Here is a 21,451-nt window from a genome sequence, read left to right as displayed (position 1 = left end):
CGAGACGACAGCCGGCAGGAGCCGTGCGCCTCGACAAGGGACGGGAGAACGATGAGGTCGACGCGTCGGCACGATGCCGCGGAGAGACTGCGCGCCCATCTGGGCCAGTTCGACTGGTCGGGTCAGGCTGCATCCCGGCGCGCCGCGCTGCAAGCCTTCTTGCGCCTGTCGAACATGCACGGCTTCTCGGGTGTGACGATGCGAATGATCGCCTCCGAAGTGGAGATCAAGGCCCCCAGTCTCTACGAGCACTTCCCCCGGGGGCGCGACGAGATCGTCGCGGAATCACTGCGCTGGCACTTCTCCAAGTTCGGCTTCGCCGTCCTCGCCGCGGTCGAGAAGACCGAGACGGCGACCGAGTTCTGGGACGCGATGGTGCGTGAGCACCTCATCCGCCAAGTGACGCTCCCCGAGAGCGATCTGTGGGACCTGCTGGTCGCGACGGACGCCATCGTGGGAACCCTTCCTGCGGGCCTTCACCAGGAGGCCGACAGCTGGGTGGCGTACTACGAGGACATGTACCGCGCCGCGGCAACCGACATGGGTATCGGCGGGGACACGGACGAGCGGGTCCGTCTGGTGCTCACCGTCGTCGAGGGGGCGCGGCGCTGGTGCACCGTCGAGAACCTGCAGCAGGCCATCCCGCGCGCCATTCAGGTTTCGCACTCCCTCATCCGGCTGCCGGCCGCAGAGGCCCACACCGACGCCTGAGCGGGGTCCATCAGTGACGCCAGATGGTGGCTGCCGCGCACTGCGTCGATCTGGCTCACCTGCATCGCACAGCTGAAGCCGTCGGTAAGCACCGGCGCGTCGGCGGCGGCGTCCAGGGCCGGGCGAATCGAGTGCTCGGCCACCTTCATCGACACCTCGAAGTGCCCGGCCTCGAAACCGAAGTTGCCGGCGACGCCGCAGCACGAGGAGGACGCCACGACGTCCTGGACACCCCAGCGCTTGAGTACACGGCGCTGGGCGCCGGAGCCGAAGACCGCGTGCTCATGGCAGTGCGTCTGCAGGACGGCGCGCTGCGGGGGAAGCGCGGTCGGCTTCCAGCCGGACGTGAGCGCCTCGTCCGCCGCCGTGGCGAAGCTCCGCACGCGAGCGGCAACGCGCTGCGCGGCGGCGCCGCCGACGAGTTTTGGTCCCTCTTCGCGGATCGCGGCCGCGCAGCTCGGTTCGAGCACGACGATCGGTCGTTCGGTCCCGTCGTCGAAGCGGTCGATCAGCCGCCGGAGGCGGAGTCGGGCGCCGTCACGCTGCCCGGTGGAGATCCAGGTGAGTCCGCAGCAGGCGTCGGGGGTGCACCCGACCTTCTCGCCGGCCTCACCGAGTACGCGGGCCGCGGCCGGAATCACCTCGGGGCGGAAAGCCCGGGTGAAGCTGTCGGCGAAGACGAGGACATCCGCGTGCCTGTCATCGACGAAGTGCGCCTCGCGGACGTGGCGCCTCCGCGCCCGTGCCGATACGAAGGCGGGCAGGCGCCTCCATGCACTCACCCCGAGACGTTCGCCGATGCGGCGGGCGATCGCGAGCCGCGCCCCGATGTTGGCGAACGGCGCGATCCGAGTGAGGAGTGGAAGCCACCTGGGCAGCCAGCCGATGGAGTAATGGGTGAAAGGGCGGAGCCTGCCGCGGTAGTACTCGTTCACGAGCTCGGACTTGGCCTCGGCGATGTCCACGCCGGTCGGGCAGTCGCTGGAGCACGCCTTGCACGAAAGGCAGAGGTCCAGGGCCTCCCGCACCTCAGGACTCGACCAGCCGTTCCGGTTGGTGCCGGTGGTGAGCGTCAGCTCCTGCAGCACGCGGGCACGGCCACGGGTCGAGTCCTTCTCGTCCTTCGTCGCCCGATAGCTCGGGCACATGAAGCCACCAGAGGTCGCCCGGCACCGCCCCACTCCGATGCACGCGTGTGTGTTCCCGGCGAACGGCCCCGGTGCTCCCCCGGGCTCACTGGCCGGTTCGGGAAGCCCCACCAGCGCCAGGGACTCCGCGAACGGCTCCGGGTCGACGATCACGCCGGGGTTGAGCAGGCCCGCCGGGTCCCATCGGTGCTTGAACGCCCGGAACAGCGCGATCATCCCGGGCGAGTACATGACCTCGAGCAACTCGCTGCGCGCCCGTCCGTCGCCGTGTTCGCCGGAGAGCGAGCCGCCGTGCGCCACGACCAGTGCGGCCGCTTCACGGGTGAAGTCCTCGAAGTCCTTCCGGCCGCCCTCGCTGCGCAGGTCGTAGTCGACCCGCATGTGCACGCATCCGGCCCCGAAGTGGCCGTACATGAAGGCGGTGTAGCCGTACCTGCGCACCACGGGCAGCAGTTCGGCGAGGTAATCGGCGAGCCGCTCGGGCGCGACCGCCGAGTCCTCCCAGCCGGGCCAGGTCTGCACGCCGTCGATGCGGCGCGAGGACAGACCGGCGCCGTCCTCGCGCACCTTCCACAGCTTCGCGCGCTCATGGGAATCAGTCACGATCACGTGGTCGAGCACGCGCCCCTCGGTGCGCAGTGTCTGCAGCAGACGCCCGCAGTCCGCCGATGCGCGCTCGATCGTGTCGGCCGAGAACTCGACCATCAAATAGGCGCTGCCCCGTGGCAGGGAGTCGACGCTCGCCGCGCCGCGCCGGTGGCGCATGATGTCCACGATCGAGAGGTCCAGCCCTTCGAGCGCCGTCGGCCCGGCCCCAAGGATGGGCATCACGTCCCGCGCAGAGGCCACCGTGTCCTCGTATCCCAAGCAGAGCAGCGCCGTTTCACGAGGCTTCGGGACGAGGGAGACGCGCGCACGCACGATGATCGCGCAGGTCCCCTCGCTCCCGGCGAGCGCGCGTGCGACGTCGAAGCCGTTCTCCGGCAGCAGTTCGCCCAGGTGGTAGCCGGAGACCTGCCGCGGGATGCTCCCCAACTCCGTCCGGATCAGGCCGAGATGCTCCTGGGCGAGCGTGCGCAGCTCCTCGTTGAGTTCGGCTGCCCGCGCGACGGAAGCGCGGTCCGTGTCGTCGACGGCACGGAGTCCGTCGCGCCCGGCGCGCAGGTGCGCGCCGTCGGCGGTGACGAGTTCCACCTCCCGCAGGTGGTGGGTCATGCGTCCGTACGCCACCGAATGGTTGCCGCACGCGTCGTTCCCGATGGACCCGCCGATCGTCGACCGCGTGACGGACGACGGGTCCGGCGCGAAGGTCAGTTCGCCGGCCGACTGGCGCTCGACCGCGCTGCGCAGCTCGCCGAGCACCGCCCCGGCCTCCGCCCAGACCGCCCGCGCGTCGACATCCACCGTGTCCATCGCGTTCATCCAGCGTGAGACATCGAGGACCACGCCCTCGCCGAGGGCGTTGCCCGCCATCGAGGTGCCGCCTCCTCGGGTGACAAGCGGCACGGCGTGCTCACTGCACAGACGGACGACCGCACGGACCTCTTCGACGCTCCTGGGGAACGCGACGGCCGATGGCCGCACCCGGTAGTTCGACGCGTCGTAGGAGTACTCCCATCGGCGACGGGAGGAGTCGTCGACGTCGATGCCTCGATCGCGAAGCTCGCGCATCAGCGGTGTCGTCTCACTGGCGACGCCATCGGCTCGCGGCATCAGGTGCACTCCGTTCAAGTTTCGGTCATCTGCAACGTCGGGGAGCGGGGCGGGCTCAGACAGACTCACGCCCGAGCCTGGCGTAGATTTCCGGGCGCTTCTTGCGCAGGTAGAGCGCGTACAGCACGCCGCCGATGAAGAGTGCGAACGTGAACGACATGAAGATGACCGTCATCAGCACCGATCCCCCGATGAGCTCGGGGTAGTTCACGATGGCCAGATAGGTCACGATGCCGAAGAACACCACACTGATCGCCGGGGCGACCACGGTGTTCCACAGCGATTCGGGGGCGCTGCGGCGGCTACGGAGAAAGTGGACCATGACCGCGAGGCTCACGACGAACATGAGCAGCAGCACGTTGAAGGTGCCGCTGCCGCTCGCGATCGGGTAGAGGTCGTTGGGGTCGGCCCCGCACAGGGTGCACACGATGGTCGTCACGGCCCACAGGATTCCGACGGTCAGCGCCGAGACGTAGGGCGAGCGATGGCTCTTGTGCACGCGGCCGAGGATCTTCGGCAGTGCCCCGTCCTTCGCCAGCGAGAAGCTGTAGCAGGCGGCGATGTTCTGCACCGAGAGCATCGATGCGAGGACCGACGTGAGAAGGATGACGGAGACGACGTCGGAGAAGACCGTTCCGACCAACTGTCCCCCGGCATGGTTGAACAGCCCCGCGGTGTCCGCCTGCGCGGCCCCCTGCACCCCGTCGGCGCCGAAGAACGCGATGTACGCCCACGCCGCGATGACGTAGAACACACCGATGCCGGCGACGGCGAGGTAGGTGGCACGCGGAATGGTGCGGTCTGGATTCTTGACCTCGTCGCGGAAGATCACTGTCGCCTCGAAGCCGAAGAAATTGCCGACCGCGAACAGAAGCGCCATTCCGATCCCGGCATCCGTCCATGACGGCATGGAGAATCCGATTCCGTGAGCGGCTCCCTCTCCGCCGCTGGCGAAGGACACCACGTCGAAAATGATGACGCTCACGACTTCCAGCGTCATCGCGATGGTGAGCACCTTCGCCGAGAGATCGATGCGACAGTAGGCGAGAAGTGTGGTGACCGCGGTGATACCGATCGCGTACCAATACCACGGGATTTCCGGCCCATTGAGGGTATTCGTGACGAAGCCCTGGAGCGCGACCGCGAAGAACGGCGAGGCGAAAAACCCGATGAAGAGGTAGCCGATGTAGGCCAGGAACGCACCGCCGAGACCGGCCGGCTTACCGAGACCAGCGGTGACGAAGGCGTAGAAGCCACCAGGGTTGTCGACCGAGCGACTCATCTTCACGAAACCAACCGAAAAGATGAGCAACATCACCATCATGACGATGTAGATGCCTGGCGCGGTCTTTCCGCTGAACATCAGAAGCACAGGCATGGTGCCCGCCACGGTGGTCAGGGGCGAGGAAAAGGCGAGCACGCTCATCACGAGGTCTCCGACTCCCATATTGCCTCGGAGGCGAATCTCCTCGGTCGCCGGTAGCCGCGTCGCCGCTTCGGTATTGCCGACCATGTGAACCTCCTCGTTGCCTGTTCTGGGTGGCACGACGCTATGGGCGGGCCCGCACATCTTTTTGTGCCAAGGTGAGACACTCCGCCGACGGCGCTGAGGCATGCGTAAGGTCGGTTCACCCGACGGGCGAACCGACCTTGGCGCTACGAACTCAGTGTCCGGTCGACGCCGGCGCGGTGACTCCCAGCGCACGCAGGTCGACGACGTTGCTCAGGGGTTCTCCGGCCTTCCAGCGGCGCAGGTTCTCGACGAAGCGGTCGACGACACGTCCGCGCCAGCCCACGAGGTCCCCGGACGCGTGCGGTGACACGAGGATGTTGTTCCGGCTCCAGAAGGGGCTGTCCGACGGTAGCGGCTCCTGCTCGAACACATCAAGGGCCGCGGCGTCGATGTGACCGCCGTCGACGGCGGCGAGCAGATCCTCGGCGACCACCACGGCGCCCCGTCCCACGTTGACCAGCCGGGCGCCCGGACGCATCCTTTTCAGCCTGGCCGCGTCGATCAGACCCCGGGTGTCCTCGGTGAGCGGCAGGGTCAGCACGACGTCGTCCGCCTCGGGCAGGAGTTCGTCGAGGTCCGCGATGGCTGCGATGTCCCCGAGCACGGGGTCCTTGCGGGCGGTGCGGCCCATGACCGTGACGTCCATGCCCGCGGCGCGCAGCAGCAGCACGGTCTCCCGCCCCACCGGGCCCGGCCCCGCGACGAGCACCTTGCGGCCCAGGATGGGCTGGGTCTCCCGGTGCAGCCACCGGTGCTCCTGCTGGAGCTCGATGGTGCGGCGCAGGTCCTTGGTGAACATCAGCAGCACCCCGAGGATCCATTCCGCGATCGGGCGTTCGCAGACACCTCGCGAATTGCTGACCACGACGTCGCTGTTCACGATCGAGTCGGTCAGCAGCGGATCCATGCCGATGCTCGAGGTGTGGATCCAACGCAGCCGGCCCGGTCCGACCTCGCGCAACAGCGTGCTGCGGAAGTCATTGAGGAACAGGATCTCGGCCTGTTCCTGGGCGGCCCGCAGTTCGTCGGCCGTGCGCACGAGGAGGACGTCCGCCTCGGGTTCCACGGCCGCGAGCGGCGGCACCTTCCCTCCCTGAGGCACGACGACGATCGCCTTCGGGCGGTACATGTTCTCTCCCTACTTCGAGCAGCGCCCCGTCTGACGGCGCCGCATGTCTTTCATCGGTGCGGTCTGATGCGGCTACCAGCCCCCCTGCCATCCGCTGGTGAGTCCGTACGGGAGTCGCTGCGGCTCCTCGTCCGGCAACTTCTGCAGGAAGTCGAAGTCGCATCCCTCGTCTGCCTGAGTGACGTGGTCGATGTACAGCCGCCCGTAGCCGCGCCGGTACTTGGGGGCCGGCGGGTCGACCTCCGCAAGGCGCCGCTCGATCTCCTCGTCCGGGATGTCGAGGTCGAGCCGCTGGCTCTCCACGTCGAGCACGATGGGGTCGCCGTCGCGCACGGCGGCGAGCGGCCCGCCGACCGCCGCCTCGGGCGCCACGTGGAGGACGGTGGTGCCGAACGCGGTGCCGCTCATGCGCGCGTCCGAGATCCGGACGATGTCGCGGACACCGCGGCGCAGCAGCCGTTCGGGGATCGGCAGCATCCCCCACTCCGGCATGCCTGGCGCACCCGCGGGCCCGCTGTTGCGCAGCACCAGCACCGAGTCCTCGGTGATGGGCAGGTCGGGGTCGTCGATCCGGCTTCCGAGGTCGTAGATGTCCTCGAACACGACGGCCGGGCCCCGGTGCTTGAGCAGCTCGGGCGATGCGGCGCTCCTCTTGATGACCGCGCCGTTGGGGGCGAGCGATCCGCGCACGACGGCGATGCCACCGGAGGCGTCGAAGGGCTCTTCCAGCTTGCTGATGACGTCGCCGTCGGGTTCCGCGGCGTCGCGGTAGCCGTCGGCGAGTGTCTTGCCGGTGACGGTGATGGCGTCGCCGTGCAGCAGGGGGTCAAGCTCCTTCAACACGGCGGAGATGCCGCCGGCGTTGAAGAGCTGCTTGATGAGGTGTTCTCCCGAGGGACGCACGTTCGCGATCCGCGGGGTGCGCTCCGAGATCTCGTGGAAGCGGTCGAGCCGCAGCTCGTAGCCGACCCGTCGCGCCAACGCCAGCAGGTGCACGACGGCGTTGGTCGAGCCTCCGACGGCCATGAGCAGCGTGATGGCGTTGTCGAAGGCCTGCTCGGTGAGTACCTCGCTGGGCCGGGGCCCCGACAGTGCCATCTCGACCGCTCGCCGGCCGGTGGCCTCGGCCGCCTGGCCCCTCCGGGAGTCCACGGCGGGGATCGAGGCGGTGCCGGGCAGACACATGCCGAGCGCCTCGACGAGTGAGGTCATGGTCGAGGCCGTGCCCATCTCACTGCAGTGTCCTGCCGTGGGCTTCGCACTGGCCTCGAGGTCGTTGAAGTCCTCCTGCGTGATGGTTCCCGCACGGAGCTCGTCGGCGTACTTCCAGGTGTCGGTGCCGACACCGAGCTGACGGCCGCGGAAGTAGGCGGGCTCCTGAGGCCCGCCAGTGAGCATGATCGTCGGTACGTCGGCGCTCGCCGCGCCCATGAGCTGCGCGGGGACCGTCTTGTCGCAGCCGCCGAGCAGCACGATCGCGTCGAGCGGATACGCCCGGATCGACTCCTCGACGTCCATCGCCATCAGGTTGCGGAACTGCATCGCCGACGGCTTCATCAGGCTCTCGCCGAGCGAGATGGTCGGGAACTCGAGCGGCAGGCCGCCCGCCATCAGCACACCGCGCTTGACGGCGTCGGCGAGCAGCTTGAAGTGGATGTTGCAGTTCACCAGCTCGGACCACGAGTTCGCGATGCCGACGACCGGGCGGTCCTTGACGGCGAACTTCGAGAAGCCCTCCGCCTGGATGGCGGTGCGGTGGATGAATCCCGTGAGGTCGTGCGGGCCGAACCACCGCGCGCTGCGGAGTTCACTGGTGTTCGGGTCGGACATGTGTGTGGTGCTCCTTGAGCAGGGCTTGGTGCGGTGACATCTCCGCGGGCAGGGCGGGACGGACGTGGCGGGTGGGTAGGTTCAGGCGGCGGTAGTGCCGCCGTCGAGGGCCAGGCCGGCACCGGTCGCGAAGGTGCCGTCGACGGCGAGGAACCAGATCGCTCGCGCGATCTCCTCGTGTTGGGCGAGGCGTTGGAGTGGCACGGTGGCCTCCTTCTCGCGCAGCGACACCTCAAGGGCGTTCGCATCCAGCCCGCCGCGCAGCATGGGAGTGTCGATGGGGCCGGGGCACACGACGTTGACCCGCACGGCCGGGGCGAGTTCGATCGCGAGCGCTCGGGTGAACCCGACGACGCCCGCCTTCGCGGCGCTGTAGTGCGCCAGTCCTGCGGCCCCCATGCCGGCCAGGTCGGAGGCGACGTTCACGATGGCGCCCCGCCCGGCGGCCCGCAGGTGCGGCACCGCCTCGCGGGAGATGTAGAACGTGCCCGACAGGTTGGTGTCGATCGTCTCGCGCCACGTCCTGTCGTCCAGCTTCTCGACGGGGGCGGCCGTGGCGACGCCGGCGGCGTTGACCACCACGTCGACGCCGCCGAGCTCCTCACCTGCGCGTTCCACGGCGCGAGTTACCGAGGCGGGATCCGAGACATCAGCGCGAATGGGATGGGCACGGTGACCGATCTCCTCGGCCACGCGTACCAGTTCTTCGGTACGTCGACCGATCAGCGCGACGCCGGCGGCCCGGCGCTCGGCGAAGAGCTTCGCCGTCGCCTCGCCGACGCCCGACGTGGCACCCGTGATGAGCACACGTAGGTGTGCAGGGTTGGTGTGGTGCTTCCGATCGCTCGTCATCGCCGGATCTCCCTCGTCATTCGGCTGAATCGGTGCGCAGCAGGTCGATGCGAGCCAGTAGAGCAGCGGAGCGGGAGCCTTCGATGTTCCAGATTGAGACACCACGTCCGGGCACCGCGTTTCTACGCTGACGGACACGACGCACCGGGACCCAGGCGGGGAACGTCCGTCGGAACACCCACGAGACATGTGTCAGATGAGGGAGTCACCGTGCCAGACCAGAACCGCATCGGAGTCGGACTGATCTCCGTCGGAGTGATGGGGCGGCTGCATGCGCGCTCCTACCTTCAGAGCCACCAGTTCTTCCCGGAGCTGCCGAAGCGGCCGGATCTCGTGATCGCCGCCGACCCGGATCCCAACGGGCGCGCCCACGCGACCGAGGCGCTCGGCTTCCGCGAGACGACGGCCGACTACCGCGAGCTCCTCGCGCACCCGGATGTGGACGTCGTGTCCATCTGTTCGCCGAACTTCCTGCACCACGAGATCGCGCTGGCGGCCATCAATGCCGGCAAGCACTTCTGGATCGAGAAGCCCATGGGCCGCAGCGCCCGCGAGTCCCGGGAGATCGCGGAAGGCGCGGAGGCGGCGGGCCTGTTCACAGCGGTCGGCTTCAACTACCGGCACGCTCCCGCCGTCGCCGAGGCACGCCGCCTGATCCGCTCCGGTGAGCTCGGGCGCATCACCAACCTGCAGATCCGCATGATCACCAGCTACGCCTCGGACCCGGACCAGGAGTTCACCTGGCGCTACGAGCAGGCGCAGGCCGGCTCCGGCGTCCTCGGCGACGTCATGAGCCACGGCTTCGACCTGGCGCAGTACCTCGTCGCCCCCATCACCTCCATGAACGCGGTCACCGAGCGCTTCATCCCGAAGCGCCCGCTGCCCGGGGGCTCCACCCGCGAGGTCGAGAACGAGGACTACGCGGCGCTGCTCGCCCGCTTCGACGGCGGCGCCATCGGCATGTTCGAGACGACCCGCGTCGCCATCGGCCCGCACGCCGAGTACATCGTCGAGGTCTACGGCACCGAGGGCTCGCTGCGGTGGAACTTCGACCGCATGAACCAGCTCGAGGTCGCCGACAACGGCAGCGGCTACCGCACGATCATGACGCCCACGTCGTACGGCGAGTTCGGGCGCTTCCAACCTAATGCGGGACCGGGCATCGGCTTCAACGACCTCAAGACGATCGAAGCGGCGCTGTTCCTGCGCTCGGTCGCCGAGGGCAGGCAGCTCGCGCCGTCGGCGGCCGACGGCTGGTCCGCCTCCGAGCTGGTCGATGTCGCCCTGCGCAGCGCCGAGTCCGGACAGTGGGTCGACGTCCCCGCCGTCACCGGGGCCACCACCACGCAGGCATAGTCGGCAGAGCGGCGGGCGGGACGGAGGTCATCCTGATCTCCGCCCCGCCCGTCTGTGCGGCACCGTGCTGTCCAGTCACCGCTCCTCAGCTCGCCAGTCGGATCACCACCCTTTCCTCGGCCGAGCGCTGTGCGGCGTCGGCGATCAGCAGCGCCGCACGGCCGTCGTCGAAGGTCGGACTCGTCGACTCCTCGCCCCGCACGAGCCCGATGAATTCGGCGAGTTCGCGCGCATAGGCATCGGCGTAGCGCTCCAGGAAGAAATCGAGGTAGGGCCGCTTGGCCTCCACTCCGGCGCCGGAGGAGACACTCACCAGGCTGGAGGGCGCGTTGGTCACCTGCAGCATGCCCTGCGCACCGTGGGCCTCGAGCCGCTGGTCGTAACCGATGCTGCTGTGGCGGGAGTTGCTGATGGTGGCGAGCGCGCCGGAGGCCGCAGGCAGGACCACCACGGCGGTGTCGAAGTCGCACCGGTCGCGCGCGCCGGCGTCGAAGAGCTGCGCTCCGGCCGCGCTGACCTCGACGATGTCACCGAGGAAGAAGCGGGCCATGTCGAAGTCATGGATGGTCATGTCGCGGAAGATGCCGCCCGAAGCGGCGATGTACTCCGCAGACGGCGGGGCCGTGTCGCGGCTGACGATCGACAGGTGCTCGAGCACACCGATCTCACCGGCCGCGACGCGGGCACGTGTCTCGGCGAAGGCGGGATCGAAGCGCTGGTTGAAGCCGAGGGCGACCGGCACAGGGCTCGCCGTGAGCTTCGCGCGCAGGGCGTCGACCCGGGTGATGTCCAGGTCGATCGGCTTCTCGCAGAGCACCGGCAGGCCGGCGTCGACGCAGGCCTCGATGAGCTCGACGTGTGTCGGTGTCGGGGACGCGACCAAGACCGCGTCCACCTCCCCCGAGGCGAGCAGCCGTTCCGGCGACACGGTGGGTGTGCCCCCGAAGCGGGCGGCGACCTCCTCCGCACCCGCCAGGCGCGGGTCGGCGACCCACGTCAGCACGGCATCGGGGTCGGCGGCGATGCTCGCCGCATGTACGTGGCCGATACGGCCGGTGCCGATGAGGCCGAACCGAACGCTGTCGCGCACCATCGTGCGCCTCCGATCACGCAGAGGAAGGGTGCAGGTGGTGATGTGGGTGGTCAGACGGTCGCGGCGACCAAGCCCTCCAGGTATCGCCGGTAGCCTGCGCGGCCACGTTCCTGCCATGCGTCGAGGCCGGCCGTGCCGATGACGGCGATGTCGGCCCGGCTGCGCAGGTCACGCACGTCGTCTGCCGTCCTGATCCCGAATCCGAGCCCGAGAGGCACCGATGTCGCGTCGCGGCACCGCTCCAGGAACTCCGTCACCCCCGTCGTGAGGTCCGTCCTCCTGCCGGTGACGCCCTTGCGCGCGGCGCAGTAGACGAACCCCGAGGCGGTGCTGCCGATCTGGGCCAGGCGGGCCGCCGAGTTCGTCGGTGTCATGATCGGGACCGGGGCGAGTCCGTGGCTGAAGGCCGCCTCGTTGAGGTGGGCGGCCTCCTGCGGGGGCAGGTCCGGGACGATGAATCCCTGCATGCCCGCATCGGACAGCCGCGCACAGAATGGTTCCTCGCCCATGTGGAGGACGCTGTTGTAGTAGCCCATGAAGACGGTCTTGAAGCGGAACCGCGCCGCGGCCCGCGCCGCGAGGTCGAAGTAGTCCTGCCAGGTCGTGCCGGCTCGGAGTGCCTCGTGGTTCGCCTTCACGAAGGACGGGCCGTCGGCGATGGGTTCACTGAAGGGCATCTGCAGCTCGACCAGGCCCACGCCGGCACCGTCCATCGCCTCCAGCATCGCCCAGTTGGCGTCGAGGGACGGGTAGCCGACCACCAGGTGCGTCATGAGCAGCAGTGGCCGGTTCGCCAGCAGTTGCTCCAGGTGGTGCGCAAGAGCTGTCCTTGCCGTCACGCTCATTGTCCGTACTCCGCGCTCTTCCGTCGGATGAAGGTCTTCCAGTCCTCGTCGTCCAGCGCGTCGGCCACGGTGAAGATGTCCTTGTCGCCGCGGCCGGACTGGTTGACGAGGATGATGTCGTCACGCGACAGGCTCGGAGCCTCGCGAAACGCTGCCGCGAAGGCGTGCGCGCTCTCCAGGGCCGGGATGATCCCCTCCTTGCGGATCGCGAGGCGCAGCGCGTCGACGACCTCGGTGTCGGTCGCCGACTCGAAGCGGGCGCGCCCCAGTTCATGCAGGTGGGCCAGCATGGGACCGACACCGATGTAGTCGAGGCCCGCGGCGACCGAGTGCGTCTCCCCCATGACGCCCTCCGTGTTCTGCAGGAACACCGTCTTGTAGCCCTGGGCGACCCCGGTCCTGCCCTGTCCCCCGGCCAGGCGCGCGGCGTGCTGTCCGCTGTCGAGGCCCTTGCCTCCCGCTTCGACGCCGACGAGCCAGACCGAGGTGTCGTCAAGGAACCCGGCGAAGATGCCGGACGCGTTGGAGCCGCCGCCCACGCATGCGTATACCCGGTCCGGCAGCCGCCCGGTGGCGTCCAGTACCTGGCGGCGCGCCTCGTGTCCGATGATCGACTGGAAGTAGGTGACCATCTGCGGGAACGGGTGCGGTCCGCAGGCGGTCCCCAGGACGTAGTGCGTGTCGTCCATGGACTCCGCCCAGTCCCGCAGGCACGCGTTGAGCGCGTCCTTCAGTGTGCGCGTCCCCTCGGTGACGGCGACCACCTCGGCGCCGAGCTGCCGCATCCAGAAGACGTTCGGGTGCTGGCGGGCGATGTCCACCTCGCCCATGTAGATGGTGCATTCGAGGCCGAGTCGCGCCGCCATGGTCGCCGTGGCCACGCCGTGCTGCCCGGCTCCGGTCTCGGCGATCACACGCGTCTTGCCCATCCGCTGCACGAGCAGCCCCTGGCCCATGACGTTGTTGGCCTTATGAGCCCCGGTGTGGTTCAGGTCCTCGCGTTTGACGTAGATCTGCGCGCCGCCGAACCGGCGTGTCAGGTTCTCGCAGTACGTCACCGGCGTCGGCCGGCCCGCGTACGTCGCCATCGTCTCGACATAGGAGTTCCAGAACTCCGGGTCGCGCCAGGCGTCGTCGAAGGCCTCGCGCACCTGAGCGAGAGTCTCGTGCAGGATCTCGGGGGTGAACGCCCCGCCGAAGTCCCCGTAGTAGCCGTCGGCCCCCGGTGCCCACGGGGAGCGCTCCGGTCGCGTGGTCATCTTCGTGTTCTTCCTTTGCGGCAGGCGAGTGGGTGCAGGGGCTGGTTGACGGGACTGCCGGGGAGCTCCGCGGCCTGCGCTGCGGATCTCCCCGGCGGGCACTGGCACGTTCGCTCAGTCGGCGAAGCGGAAGAGCTTCTTGTTCGCGAACTCGAGCATGCCGACCCGGCCCATCTCCCGGCCGTAGCCCGACTTCTTGACACCGCCGAAGGGCACGTCCGGGCCGCCGAGCCCGTTGGCGTTGACGAACACCATGCCGACATCGAGCCGGTCACCGACGCGCTCGGCGCGCTCCAGGTCGTCGCAGATGACGACCGAACCGAGGCCGTAGGGTGAGGAGTTGGCGAGTTCGATTGCCTCCTCGTCGCTGGAGACGCGGTAGAGCTGTGCGACCGGGCCGAACAGCTCCTCGCTGTAGACGTCCATGTCCGGGGTGATGCCACCGATGACACTCGGTGTGTACACGTTGCCCCGTGGCCGGTTGTCACCGACGAGGATCGTCGCGCCCTGATCGACGGCGCCCTGCACCTGGGCGGTCAGTGTCCGGGTCGCCGATTCGGACGACAGCGGTCCGAAGTCGCCCTTCTCGTAGGACTGGGCTCCCATCGCGGCGGTGAACTTCGCCGCGAACTCGTCGTAGTGGCGGTCGATGACGACGATGCGCTTGGAGCCGATGCAGCTCTGCCCCGTGTTGTCCATGCGGCCCGCCACGGCGTGCTCGACCGCGTGGTCGATGTCGGCGGTGTCGAGCACCAGGAAGACGTCGGAGCCGCCGAGTTCGAGGACACACTTCTTCAGCGCCCGGCCGGCCTGCTCGGCGACGATGGCACCGGCGCGCTCGGAGCCGGTGAGCGACACACCTTGCACCCGGTCGTCGGCGATCATTTCGCCGATCTGCTGGTGGGTGGCGAACGCGTTCACGTACGCGCCGTCCGGGAAACCGGCGTCGAGGAACAATTGCAGCAGCGCGAGCGCCGACTCCGGGCACTGGGTGGCGTGCCGCAGCACGACCGTGTTCCCGAGGATCAGGTTCGGCACCGCGAACCGGACGACCTGGTAGTACGGGTAGTTCCACGGCATGATCCCGAGGATCACGCCGGTGCCCTGGTAGCGGAAGAAGGACCGCAGTCCGTCGGCGACCTCCAGCGGCTCGTCGGCGAGCCACCGCTCCGCGTTGTCGGCGAAGGCGGCACTGATCTTGGCGGCGAACCGGACCTCTCCCACGCCCTGCGGGATCGGCTTGCCCATCTCCCGGTTGATGGTCTTCGCGAGTTCGTCCTCGCGCTCGAGGAAGAGCTCCGACAGCCGCCGGGCGTGCGCGGCACGCTCGCGGACCGTGGTCCGCTCCGACCACCCCTGGTACGTCCGGTGGGTGGCGGCGAGCGCGGCCTCGATCTCCTCCTCGGTCGCCGCGGGGTACTCGGTGACGGTCTGTCCTGTGGACGGATCGGTGACGGCGAACCTGCCCATCGGTCCTCCTCCTTGCTCGCTTCGTGCGTGTGGGATGCCGCGCGGACCCGGGCGGCTGCTCCTCAACGAGGTGCCTCGGAGCAGCCGTAGTGGTCCGCGCGCGGGGATTTGCGGTCAGAGGTCGCTGCCGGGGGCCACCGTCGCGCCGTAGTAGCGCTGGCGCTCGCGGCCTTCGCGGTGCTTCACGCCGCCCTCCAGGGTCTCGGGGCGCTCCGAGGTCATCGCGGCACCGACGTCCCAGAAGGCGCCGTTGCCCGTGAGGTAGCGCCAGGGCTCGACGTGCGCGACCACGACGGCCGGACGTCCCTGGACTTCCCTGGCCTCCTCGAGCGCCGAGCGGAACTCCTCGATCGTCGTGGTCGACCAGGAGGCCGCGCCCATGCTGGCCGCGTTCGCGGCGATGTCGACCGGTACGACGGCCCCGTCCAGGCGCCCGGTCTCCGCGCTGCGCTCGCGCAGCTGAGTACCGAACTCGCGGTCCGGCCCGCCCTTGGCCACCTGCAGCGGCCAGATGCACTGGTGGCCGCTGTTGTCGATGACGACGACGGTCACCTTCCGGTGCTCCTGGACGGCGGTGATCAGCTCGGTCGGCTGCATGTAGTACGTGCCGTCGCCGATCAGGACGAAGACGTCGCCGGGTGCCTCGGGGCGGGCGAACCGGTAGCCGATGCCGGCCGGCAGCTCGTGCCCCATGCAGGAGTTGGCGTACTCGGACAGGACCGTGGTGCCGTTCGAGGTGTCCCAGGCCTTGTGGACGCCGCCGACGACTCCGCCGGAGCCGAGCACGAGTGCGTCGTCGGCGCCGGTGTGCTTGTTGAGCACGTCGATCACCTGGGCCTGGCTCATCTTCTCGCCGGGGATGTCCTCCAGGTCGTGCCCGAGCGCGTCGGCCGTGTCCTGGCGGGCGGCCGCGACCTCGTCGCGGTATCCGTCGACGCTCTGGTACCCGGCCGCGGTCAGCCCCTCGTGCAGCGCGGTCAGCGAGAGCCTCGCGTCGCCGACGACGGGGTACGAGCCCATCTTGTGCGCGTCGAAGGAGCTGACGTTGAAGTGCACCAGCTGGACGTCGGGGTTCTCGAACAGCGAATGCGAGGCGGTGATGAAGTCCTGCAGCCGGGAGCCGACACTGATCACGCAGTCCGCACGGCCGGCGATGCGGTTGGCGCCGATCGTGCCGTCGACCCCGAGCCCGCCGAGGTTGAGGTCCGAGGCCGGGGCCATGCCCTTGCCGGCGTATGTCTCGGTGACCGGGATCCCGAAGTCGGCGCTGACGCGTGCCAGTTCGGCGGCGGCATCCGAGTAGCGCACGCCACCGCCGGCGATGATGACCGGTCGCTGCGCGCGGCAGATGATCTCGATCGCGTCGCGGATCTCCTCCTGTGCCGCGGGGCGACGGCGGATGGGCCACACCCGCGGGGCGAAGAACTCCTCGGGGAAGTCGTACGCCTCGCCCTGGATGTCCTGCGGCAGGCAGACTACGACCGCTCCGGTGTCGACCGGGTCGGTCAGCACGCGCATCGCCTCGGGCAGGGTGGCCAGCAGCTGGGAGGGCGTGGTGATGCGGTCGAAGTACCGGCTGACCGGGCGGAAGGCGTCGTTGGCCGACACGTCCCGCTCCACCGGGTGCTCGATCTGCTGGAGCACCGGGTCGCCCTTGCGGTTGTTGATGATGTCCGCGGGAAGCAGCAGGACCGGAAGGCGGTTGGTGGTCGCGGTGGCCGCGCCGCTGATCATGTTGGTCGAGCCCGGGCCCGCGGACGCGGTGCAGGCCAGCGTCGCGGCACGGTTGGTCGCCTTCGCATAACCGATGGCGGCGTGCACCATCGACTGCTCGTTCTTGCCCGCGAAGTGCGGGAAGTCGACGCCGTACTCGTCGATGCCCTGGGCCACGCCGACCGAGTTCCCATGACCGAAGATGCCGTACATCCCCGGGATCAGGCGACGGCGCTCACCGTCCCGTTCGCTGTACTGGACCTGCAGGTACTCGACGATCGCCTGCGCGACGGTGCGTCGGCGCACGTTCTTGCCGGGGGCGTCGGCTGACGTGCCGACGGGCGCGGTGGTGGTCATGACTTCTCCTAAGTCTGTGGTTCAAACGTCGACGTGATCGTCCGAGGCGTTCGAGAGGCCAGATTTCCACCGCAGGAAGGCGCGCGACTGTGCCACATTGATACGGCGGAGCGAGCCCTCCCGGGCGTCCGGTGCAGATCCGGAACTACTGCTGGGGCTGCGGCTCGACCGGTGCCACGTGCTGCGGCCGGGTCCGGTTGAGGACGACGAGAGCGATAGCCGCGACGAGGACGAGAGCGGACACGACCACCATGCCGCCCGTGAACGAGCCGGTGGCGTCGTAGAGAGCCCCCGTCGCGTAGGGGCCGACGAACCCGCTCAGATTGCCGATCGAGTTGATCAGAGCGATCCCGGCAGCCATGGTCGTCGTTGTCAGGAAACGCTGCGGCAGCTGCCAGAAGAGCGGCATGGCGACGTACAGGCCGGCCGCGGCCACGGACAACAGCGCAATCGCCATTCCGGCACTCCCCACGAGCGCCGTGGCGGTGAGCGCGCAGGCACTCACCACGGCCCCGGCGAACACATGCCACACCCGCTCCCCCGTGCGGTCCGAGTGCCGGGCCGCGGCGTACATGACCGCCACGGCGGTCACCCACGGAATGGCGGTGAGGAACCCGACCCGCACCGTCGACACCGCGGTTCCGGCGTCCGTCTCCAGCGCCCGGATGACCTGCGGGAGGTAGAAGTTGAGCAGATAGCCGCCCGCATTAATGCCGAAGAAAATCAGGGCAAGGGTCAGGACGCGGGGAGACCTGAGCACCGAAATGACCGCCGCACGCGGCACGTCGGATGCCTCCGCGCGTTCGCGTTCGAGTTCGCCCTCGATGAAGCGGCGCTCCGTCTCGGACAGCCAGGCGGCGTCCGCCGGCCTCGACGGGAGCAGCCGGAAGACGACAACTCCGACCAGCACCGTGAGGCACCCGAGCAGGAGGAACAACAACTGCCAGCCATGCAGGCCGAAGGCGCCGTCCAGCTGTGACAACACCAGCGACGCGAAGGGTGCCCCGACCGCGCTGGCCAGCGGCGCGGCCATGATGAACAGCGCGGTGATCCGGCCGCGAACGGCGCGCGGCACCCAGTAAGTGAGGTACAGCAGCACACCGGGGAAGAACCCGGCCTCGGCGACTCCCAGCAGGGTGCGAGCCGCGTAGAAGCTGTACTCACCGACCACGAACGCGGTGGCGGCCGCCACCAGCCCCCAGGTGACCATGATGCGGGCGAGCCACAGGCGCGCGCCCACCTTCTCCATGACGATGTTGCTGGGTACCTCGAAGAAGAAGTACCCGACGAAGAACAGGGCGGCCCCGAGGCCGAAGGCGGTGGCCGAGATGCCGAGGTCCTTGTTCATCGTCAGGGCGGCGAATCCGATGCTGACGCGGTCCATCCAGGCCAGCAGGTACATCAGCATGATCAATGGGACGATGCGGAGGAACACCTTGCGATACGCGGGATGCATCGGTTCCGCCGATTCAGTCGAACCGGTAGGGCTCGTGCGGCCCGACCGACGGCAGCGGGCGGGGCCGCTCGCAGGTGCTCTCGATCTCGATGTGTCGGCCGAGCGTCGACGACTTCTCGAAGGCCAGCAGCACTTCGAGCACGTGGAAGGCGAAGGCACCGCCGGTGCGGGGCTCGAGTCCGTTCCTGATGGCGTGTCCGAACTCGGCCAGACCGATCCCGCGGTAGGCGTCGTCGCGGTGCGTCAGAGCTGTCTCGCGCCAGTCGCCGCCGCCGGGAGGTGTCATGTCGAGGGCCAGGTCGCCGGGTTCACCACGGCGCAGGATCGGAGCACCGGAGAAGTGATCCGGATTGGGCGCGGCGATGGAGCCGCTCGTGCCGTAGATCTCGAGGTGGGGGAGATTGTGGTTCCACACGTCCCAGCTCACGATGACGGTGGCGGTCGCGCCGGACTCGAACTCGATCGAACCCGTGACATGCGTCGGTGTCTTGATGTCGATGACACCGTCGTAACCGCCGTCCGCAGTGGGGCGTGGGCGGGTCTCCGAGGAACGCGGAGCACTGGCGGATACCCGCTTCGCCGGGCCGAGGAAGTTCACCAGGTTGGTGACCAGGTACGGGCCGATGTCGAGCATGGGTCCTGCGCCGGGGCTGTAGAACGGGTCGATGTTCGGGTGCCAGTGCTCGTAGCCGCGGTTTGCGAACGAGCCGAAGACGGCGACCGGTTGGCCGATCCAGCCGTCGTCGATGAGCTTGCGGCTGGTCTGCATGCCCGAGCCCAGGAACGTGGTGGGGGCGGAGCCAACCTTCACTCCCGCGGCCTGTGCGGCGTCGAGGATCCGCTGTGCCTCGTCGAGCGAGGTCGCGAACGGCTTCTCCGACAGCACGTGCTTGCCGGCGGCGATCGCCTGCAGCGCGACCGGGCCGTGCAGGTTCGGCGGGGTCAGGTTGAGCACCAGCTCCACCGCGGGGTCGGCGAGCAGTTCCTCGGGGGTGAGCGCCTTGTCGACGCCGTACTCCGCCGCGCGCTTGGCGGCCGCTTCGGCGTTGACGTCGGCGAGCGCGACGATCTCGACGTCGGGGTGGACGCCGATCTTGTCGAGGTACTGGTTGAGCACGTTTCCGACGCCGATGACGCCGACTCGGATGGGTTCCATTCTTCCTCGCTTCGTTCTTCTGGGTTCCGGTCCCCCGGCAGGCGGGTCCGTGGTCCGTGCCGGGGCACCGGAGAATGGGGGCGGTTCTTCTAGCGGGCCGACGCCCGCTCGCGGCGGAGCTTCGCCGTTGCGGCGTCATCGACGTCGCCGTCCGTGAGCACGACGCCGTAGACGTCGGAGGCCGTCTTGGGCGTGATGCGGCTCTCCTGCAGGTCGTCGAGGACCGCGGCCGTCTCCCGCTCCAGGGGGTCGCCGTATCCGCCGCCGCCCGGTGTGATGGAGACGACCTTCTCGCCGCGGAGCATGTCGTACCGGCCGACGACCGGGATCTCCTTGCGGTTGCCGTCGGGGCTGACGACCCAGGCCTGTGGGACGGCGCCTCCGGCCCCGCCACGGACGCCCTTGGGCGGGTTGAACTTGCCCTCGATGCCGTACGTGAGGGTCACGTCGTCGTCGCGGGCCTCCATCGTCACGCGGGTCGCGAGGCCGCCGCGCTGACGGCCCGCGCCGCCCGAGTCGGCCACGAGTACGCGTTCGTGGATGAGGATCGGGTAGCGCTGCTCGTCGACCTCGACGCTGTCGTGGTAGAGCAGGGCGCCGCACACGGGGCGCTGGTAGGTCGGCCAGCCGTCGGCGTACGGGGTCGCCGGTCCGCCGACGCCGCCGACCAGGATCTGGTTCACGTAGGCGTTGCCGTTGCGCTCGTCGATTCCGGAGATCACGGACTTGGCGGGGGCCTGGCCGGTGGCTCCTTCGGCGGTGCCGTATCCGTCCTCGATCTGCGAGAACGCGGCCTGGACGATGTTGACGACCCGGTCCGCCAGGTTGGTCGTTCCCGATGAGCACGAGTAGGGGTGCTTGGGCACGCCGACGGCGCATCCCTCGCGCAGCAGCACCTCGAAGCGCCGGAAGGTGCCGGCGTTGCTCGGCAGGGATTCCGGAAGACCCGACAGGATGCCCGCGAGCGCGGCTCCGGTCGCGGTGGCGCGCGTGAGGTTGAGTCCGTTCGGCAGGTTGTCGGGGTTGTCGCGCAGGTCGATGGTGACTCTGCCGTCGGCCGGCTTCACCGAGACCGTGGCCTGGATGGGGACCCCGTCGGGGCCGGTGCCCGGGAAGGGGTCGTGCGATGTCGAGCCGGTGACGGACCATTCGGGCAGCGTCTCCACCGCGCTGGTCGCGAGGCGTTCCGAGTAGTCGAACCAGGCGTCGACGAACTCGACGAGTGTGTCGGCGCCGAACTTCGCCGCGAGTTCCTGCACGCGCCGCTCGGCGATGCGCGAGGCGCCGACCGAGGCGAGGTAGTCGCCGTACCACTGGTCGGGGACGCGGATGCGCGCACGGCACATGCGGATGATGTCGTCGAGGTCGGTGTAGTCGCGCTGGACCCGCACGCAGGGGAAGATCAGCGCGCCTTCTTCATAGACGTCGCGCGCGGTCGCGTAGAACGTCGTCGGCAGCGAGTTCCCGCAGTCGGCCTGGTGGGCCTTGGTCACGGCGGTGAACAGATGGCGGCCCTCGACGAAGATCGGTACGAGGATGCAGTGGTCGGCCGCGTGGGAGTTGCCCATGTAGGGGTCGTTGTGCAGGAACGCGTCACCCTCGCGGATGTCGTCGTGCAGCTCGACCATGTCCTCGCCGAGCGGGCCGGCGCCGAACACGTGCACCGGCACACCCTCGGCCGCGGCAAGCAGTTGGTTGTCGGCGGTCAGCACGGCGCAGGAGAAGTCACGTGCCGTGTTGATCACCGAGGAGCGGGCGGAGCGGAGCAGTCCGCTGGTCATTTCGCGGACGATGCCGTCGAAGGCGTTCGCCAGCACCGAGAGCTTGACCGGGTCGAATTCACGCGACAC

General features: G+C 69.0%; 15 protein-coding genes. 2 read left to right on the top strand and 13 right to left on the bottom strand.

The genetic code is table 11. The annotated features are described in order from the left end of the window. Nucleotides 1-51: 51 nt before the first annotated feature. Nucleotides 52-711, top strand: coding sequence for a TetR/AcrR family transcriptional regulator (locus ACZ7L4_RS11640; protein WP_472101527.1), 660 nt, complete (start codon nucleotides 52-54; stop codon nucleotides 709-711). Here the strand turns inward: ACZ7L4_RS11640 and ACZ7L4_RS11635 are convergent. The 5 genes from ACZ7L4_RS11635 to ACZ7L4_RS11615 all read right to left on the bottom strand — a co-directional run bounded on the left by ACZ7L4_RS11635 (nucleotide 654) and on the right by ACZ7L4_RS11615 (nucleotide 8,896). Beyond that, entirely contained in the window at nucleotides 654-3,572 is a 2,919-nt protein-coding gene (locus tag ACZ7L4_RS11635; protein WP_472101526.1) for an FAD-binding and (Fe-S)-binding domain-containing protein, read from the bottom strand. The two genes, ACZ7L4_RS11640 and ACZ7L4_RS11635, sit on opposite strands and share 58 nt — an antisense overlap. Before the next feature lie 55 nt (nucleotides 3,573-3,627). Beyond that, nucleotides 3,628-5,085, bottom strand: a complete 1,458-nt coding sequence (locus ACZ7L4_RS11630) for an APC family permease (protein WP_472101525.1) — start codon at nucleotides 5,083-5,085, stop codon at nucleotides 3,628-3,630. Nucleotides 5,086-5,236: 151 nt separating this feature from the next. Continuing rightward, on the bottom strand, nucleotides 5,237-6,214 hold the full coding sequence (locus ACZ7L4_RS11625) for a D-2-hydroxyacid dehydrogenase (protein WP_472101524.1): 978 nt from the start codon (nucleotides 6,212-6,214) through the stop codon (nucleotides 5,237-5,239). A gap of 72 nt (nucleotides 6,215-6,286) precedes the next feature. Then, nucleotides 6,287-8,044: an IlvD/Edd family dehydratase gene (locus ACZ7L4_RS11620; RefSeq protein ID WP_472101523.1), complete on the bottom strand. Its 1,758-nt coding sequence runs from the start codon at nucleotides 8,042-8,044 to the stop codon at nucleotides 6,287-6,289. Nucleotides 8,045-8,125: 81 nt separating this feature from the next. Beyond that, nucleotides 8,126-8,896, bottom strand: a complete 771-nt coding sequence (locus ACZ7L4_RS11615) for an SDR family NAD(P)-dependent oxidoreductase (protein ID WP_472101522.1) — start codon at nucleotides 8,894-8,896, stop codon at nucleotides 8,126-8,128. 210 nt (nucleotides 8,897-9,106) lie between these two features. Between ACZ7L4_RS11615 and ACZ7L4_RS11610 the strand changes: the two genes are divergently transcribed. Continuing rightward, nucleotides 9,107-10,252: a Gfo/Idh/MocA family protein gene (locus ACZ7L4_RS11610; RefSeq protein WP_472101521.1), complete on the top strand. Its 1,146-nt coding sequence runs from the start codon at nucleotides 9,107-9,109 to the stop codon at nucleotides 10,250-10,252. A gap of 85 nt (nucleotides 10,253-10,337) precedes the next feature. On the opposite strand, the gene ACZ7L4_RS11605 is transcribed toward ACZ7L4_RS11610, so the two are convergent. From ACZ7L4_RS11605 to ACZ7L4_RS11570, 8 genes are all read right to left on the bottom strand, one after another. Next, complete coding sequence (locus tag ACZ7L4_RS11605) at nucleotides 10,338-11,345, bottom strand: Gfo/Idh/MocA family protein (RefSeq protein WP_472101520.1); 1,008 nt, start codon at nucleotides 11,343-11,345, stop codon at nucleotides 10,338-10,340. Between the two features lie 50 nt (nucleotides 11,346-11,395). Beyond that, nucleotides 11,396-12,190, bottom strand: coding sequence for a tryptophan synthase subunit alpha (gene trpA, locus ACZ7L4_RS11600; RefSeq protein ID WP_472101519.1), 795 nt, complete (start codon nucleotides 12,188-12,190; stop codon nucleotides 11,396-11,398). Beyond that, a complete protein-coding gene (gene trpB, locus ACZ7L4_RS11595) occupies nucleotides 12,187-13,449 on the bottom strand; it encodes a tryptophan synthase subunit beta (RefSeq protein WP_472101518.1) in 1,263 nt (420 codons plus the stop codon). Before trpB ends, trpA begins: the two co-directional genes overlap by 4 nt. 114 nt (nucleotides 13,450-13,563) lie before the next feature. Beyond that, nucleotides 13,564-14,919 carry an NAD-dependent succinate-semialdehyde dehydrogenase gene (locus ACZ7L4_RS11590; RefSeq protein WP_472101517.1) on the bottom strand — a complete coding sequence of 452 codons (1,356 nt, stop codon included), beginning with the start codon at nucleotides 14,917-14,919 and terminating at the stop codon, nucleotides 13,564-13,566. Nucleotides 14,920-15,033: 114 nt separating this feature from the next. Beyond that, the gene (gene iolD, locus ACZ7L4_RS11585) at nucleotides 15,034-16,989 is read right to left on the bottom strand and encodes a 3D-(3,5/4)-trihydroxycyclohexane-1,2-dione acylhydrolase (decyclizing) (RefSeq protein ID WP_472101516.1); all 1,956 of its coding nucleotides are present in this window, start codon (nucleotides 16,987-16,989) and stop codon (nucleotides 15,034-15,036) included. Nucleotides 16,990-17,134: 145 nt separating this feature from the next. Further along, nucleotides 17,135-18,445 carry an MFS transporter gene (locus ACZ7L4_RS11580; RefSeq protein ID WP_472101515.1) on the bottom strand — a complete coding sequence of 437 codons (1,311 nt, stop codon included), beginning with the start codon at nucleotides 18,443-18,445 and terminating at the stop codon, nucleotides 17,135-17,137. A 13-nt stretch (nucleotides 18,446-18,458) separates the two neighbouring features. After that, the gene (locus tag ACZ7L4_RS11575) at nucleotides 18,459-19,601 is read right to left on the bottom strand and encodes a Gfo/Idh/MocA family protein (protein WP_472101514.1); all 1,143 of its coding nucleotides are present in this window, start codon (nucleotides 19,599-19,601) and stop codon (nucleotides 18,459-18,461) included. Nucleotides 19,602-19,690: 89 nt separating this feature from the next. Continuing rightward, nucleotides 19,691-21,451, bottom strand: a complete 1,761-nt coding sequence (locus tag ACZ7L4_RS11570) for a hydantoinase B/oxoprolinase family protein (protein ID WP_472101513.1) — start codon at nucleotides 21,449-21,451, stop codon at nucleotides 19,691-19,693.

It is taken from the genome of Streptomyces sp. NPDC107575, from assembly GCF_055657265.1.
The sequence above is the reverse complement of the archived record's forward strand: the minus strand, read 5'-3'. Positions and strand labels throughout refer to the sequence as shown.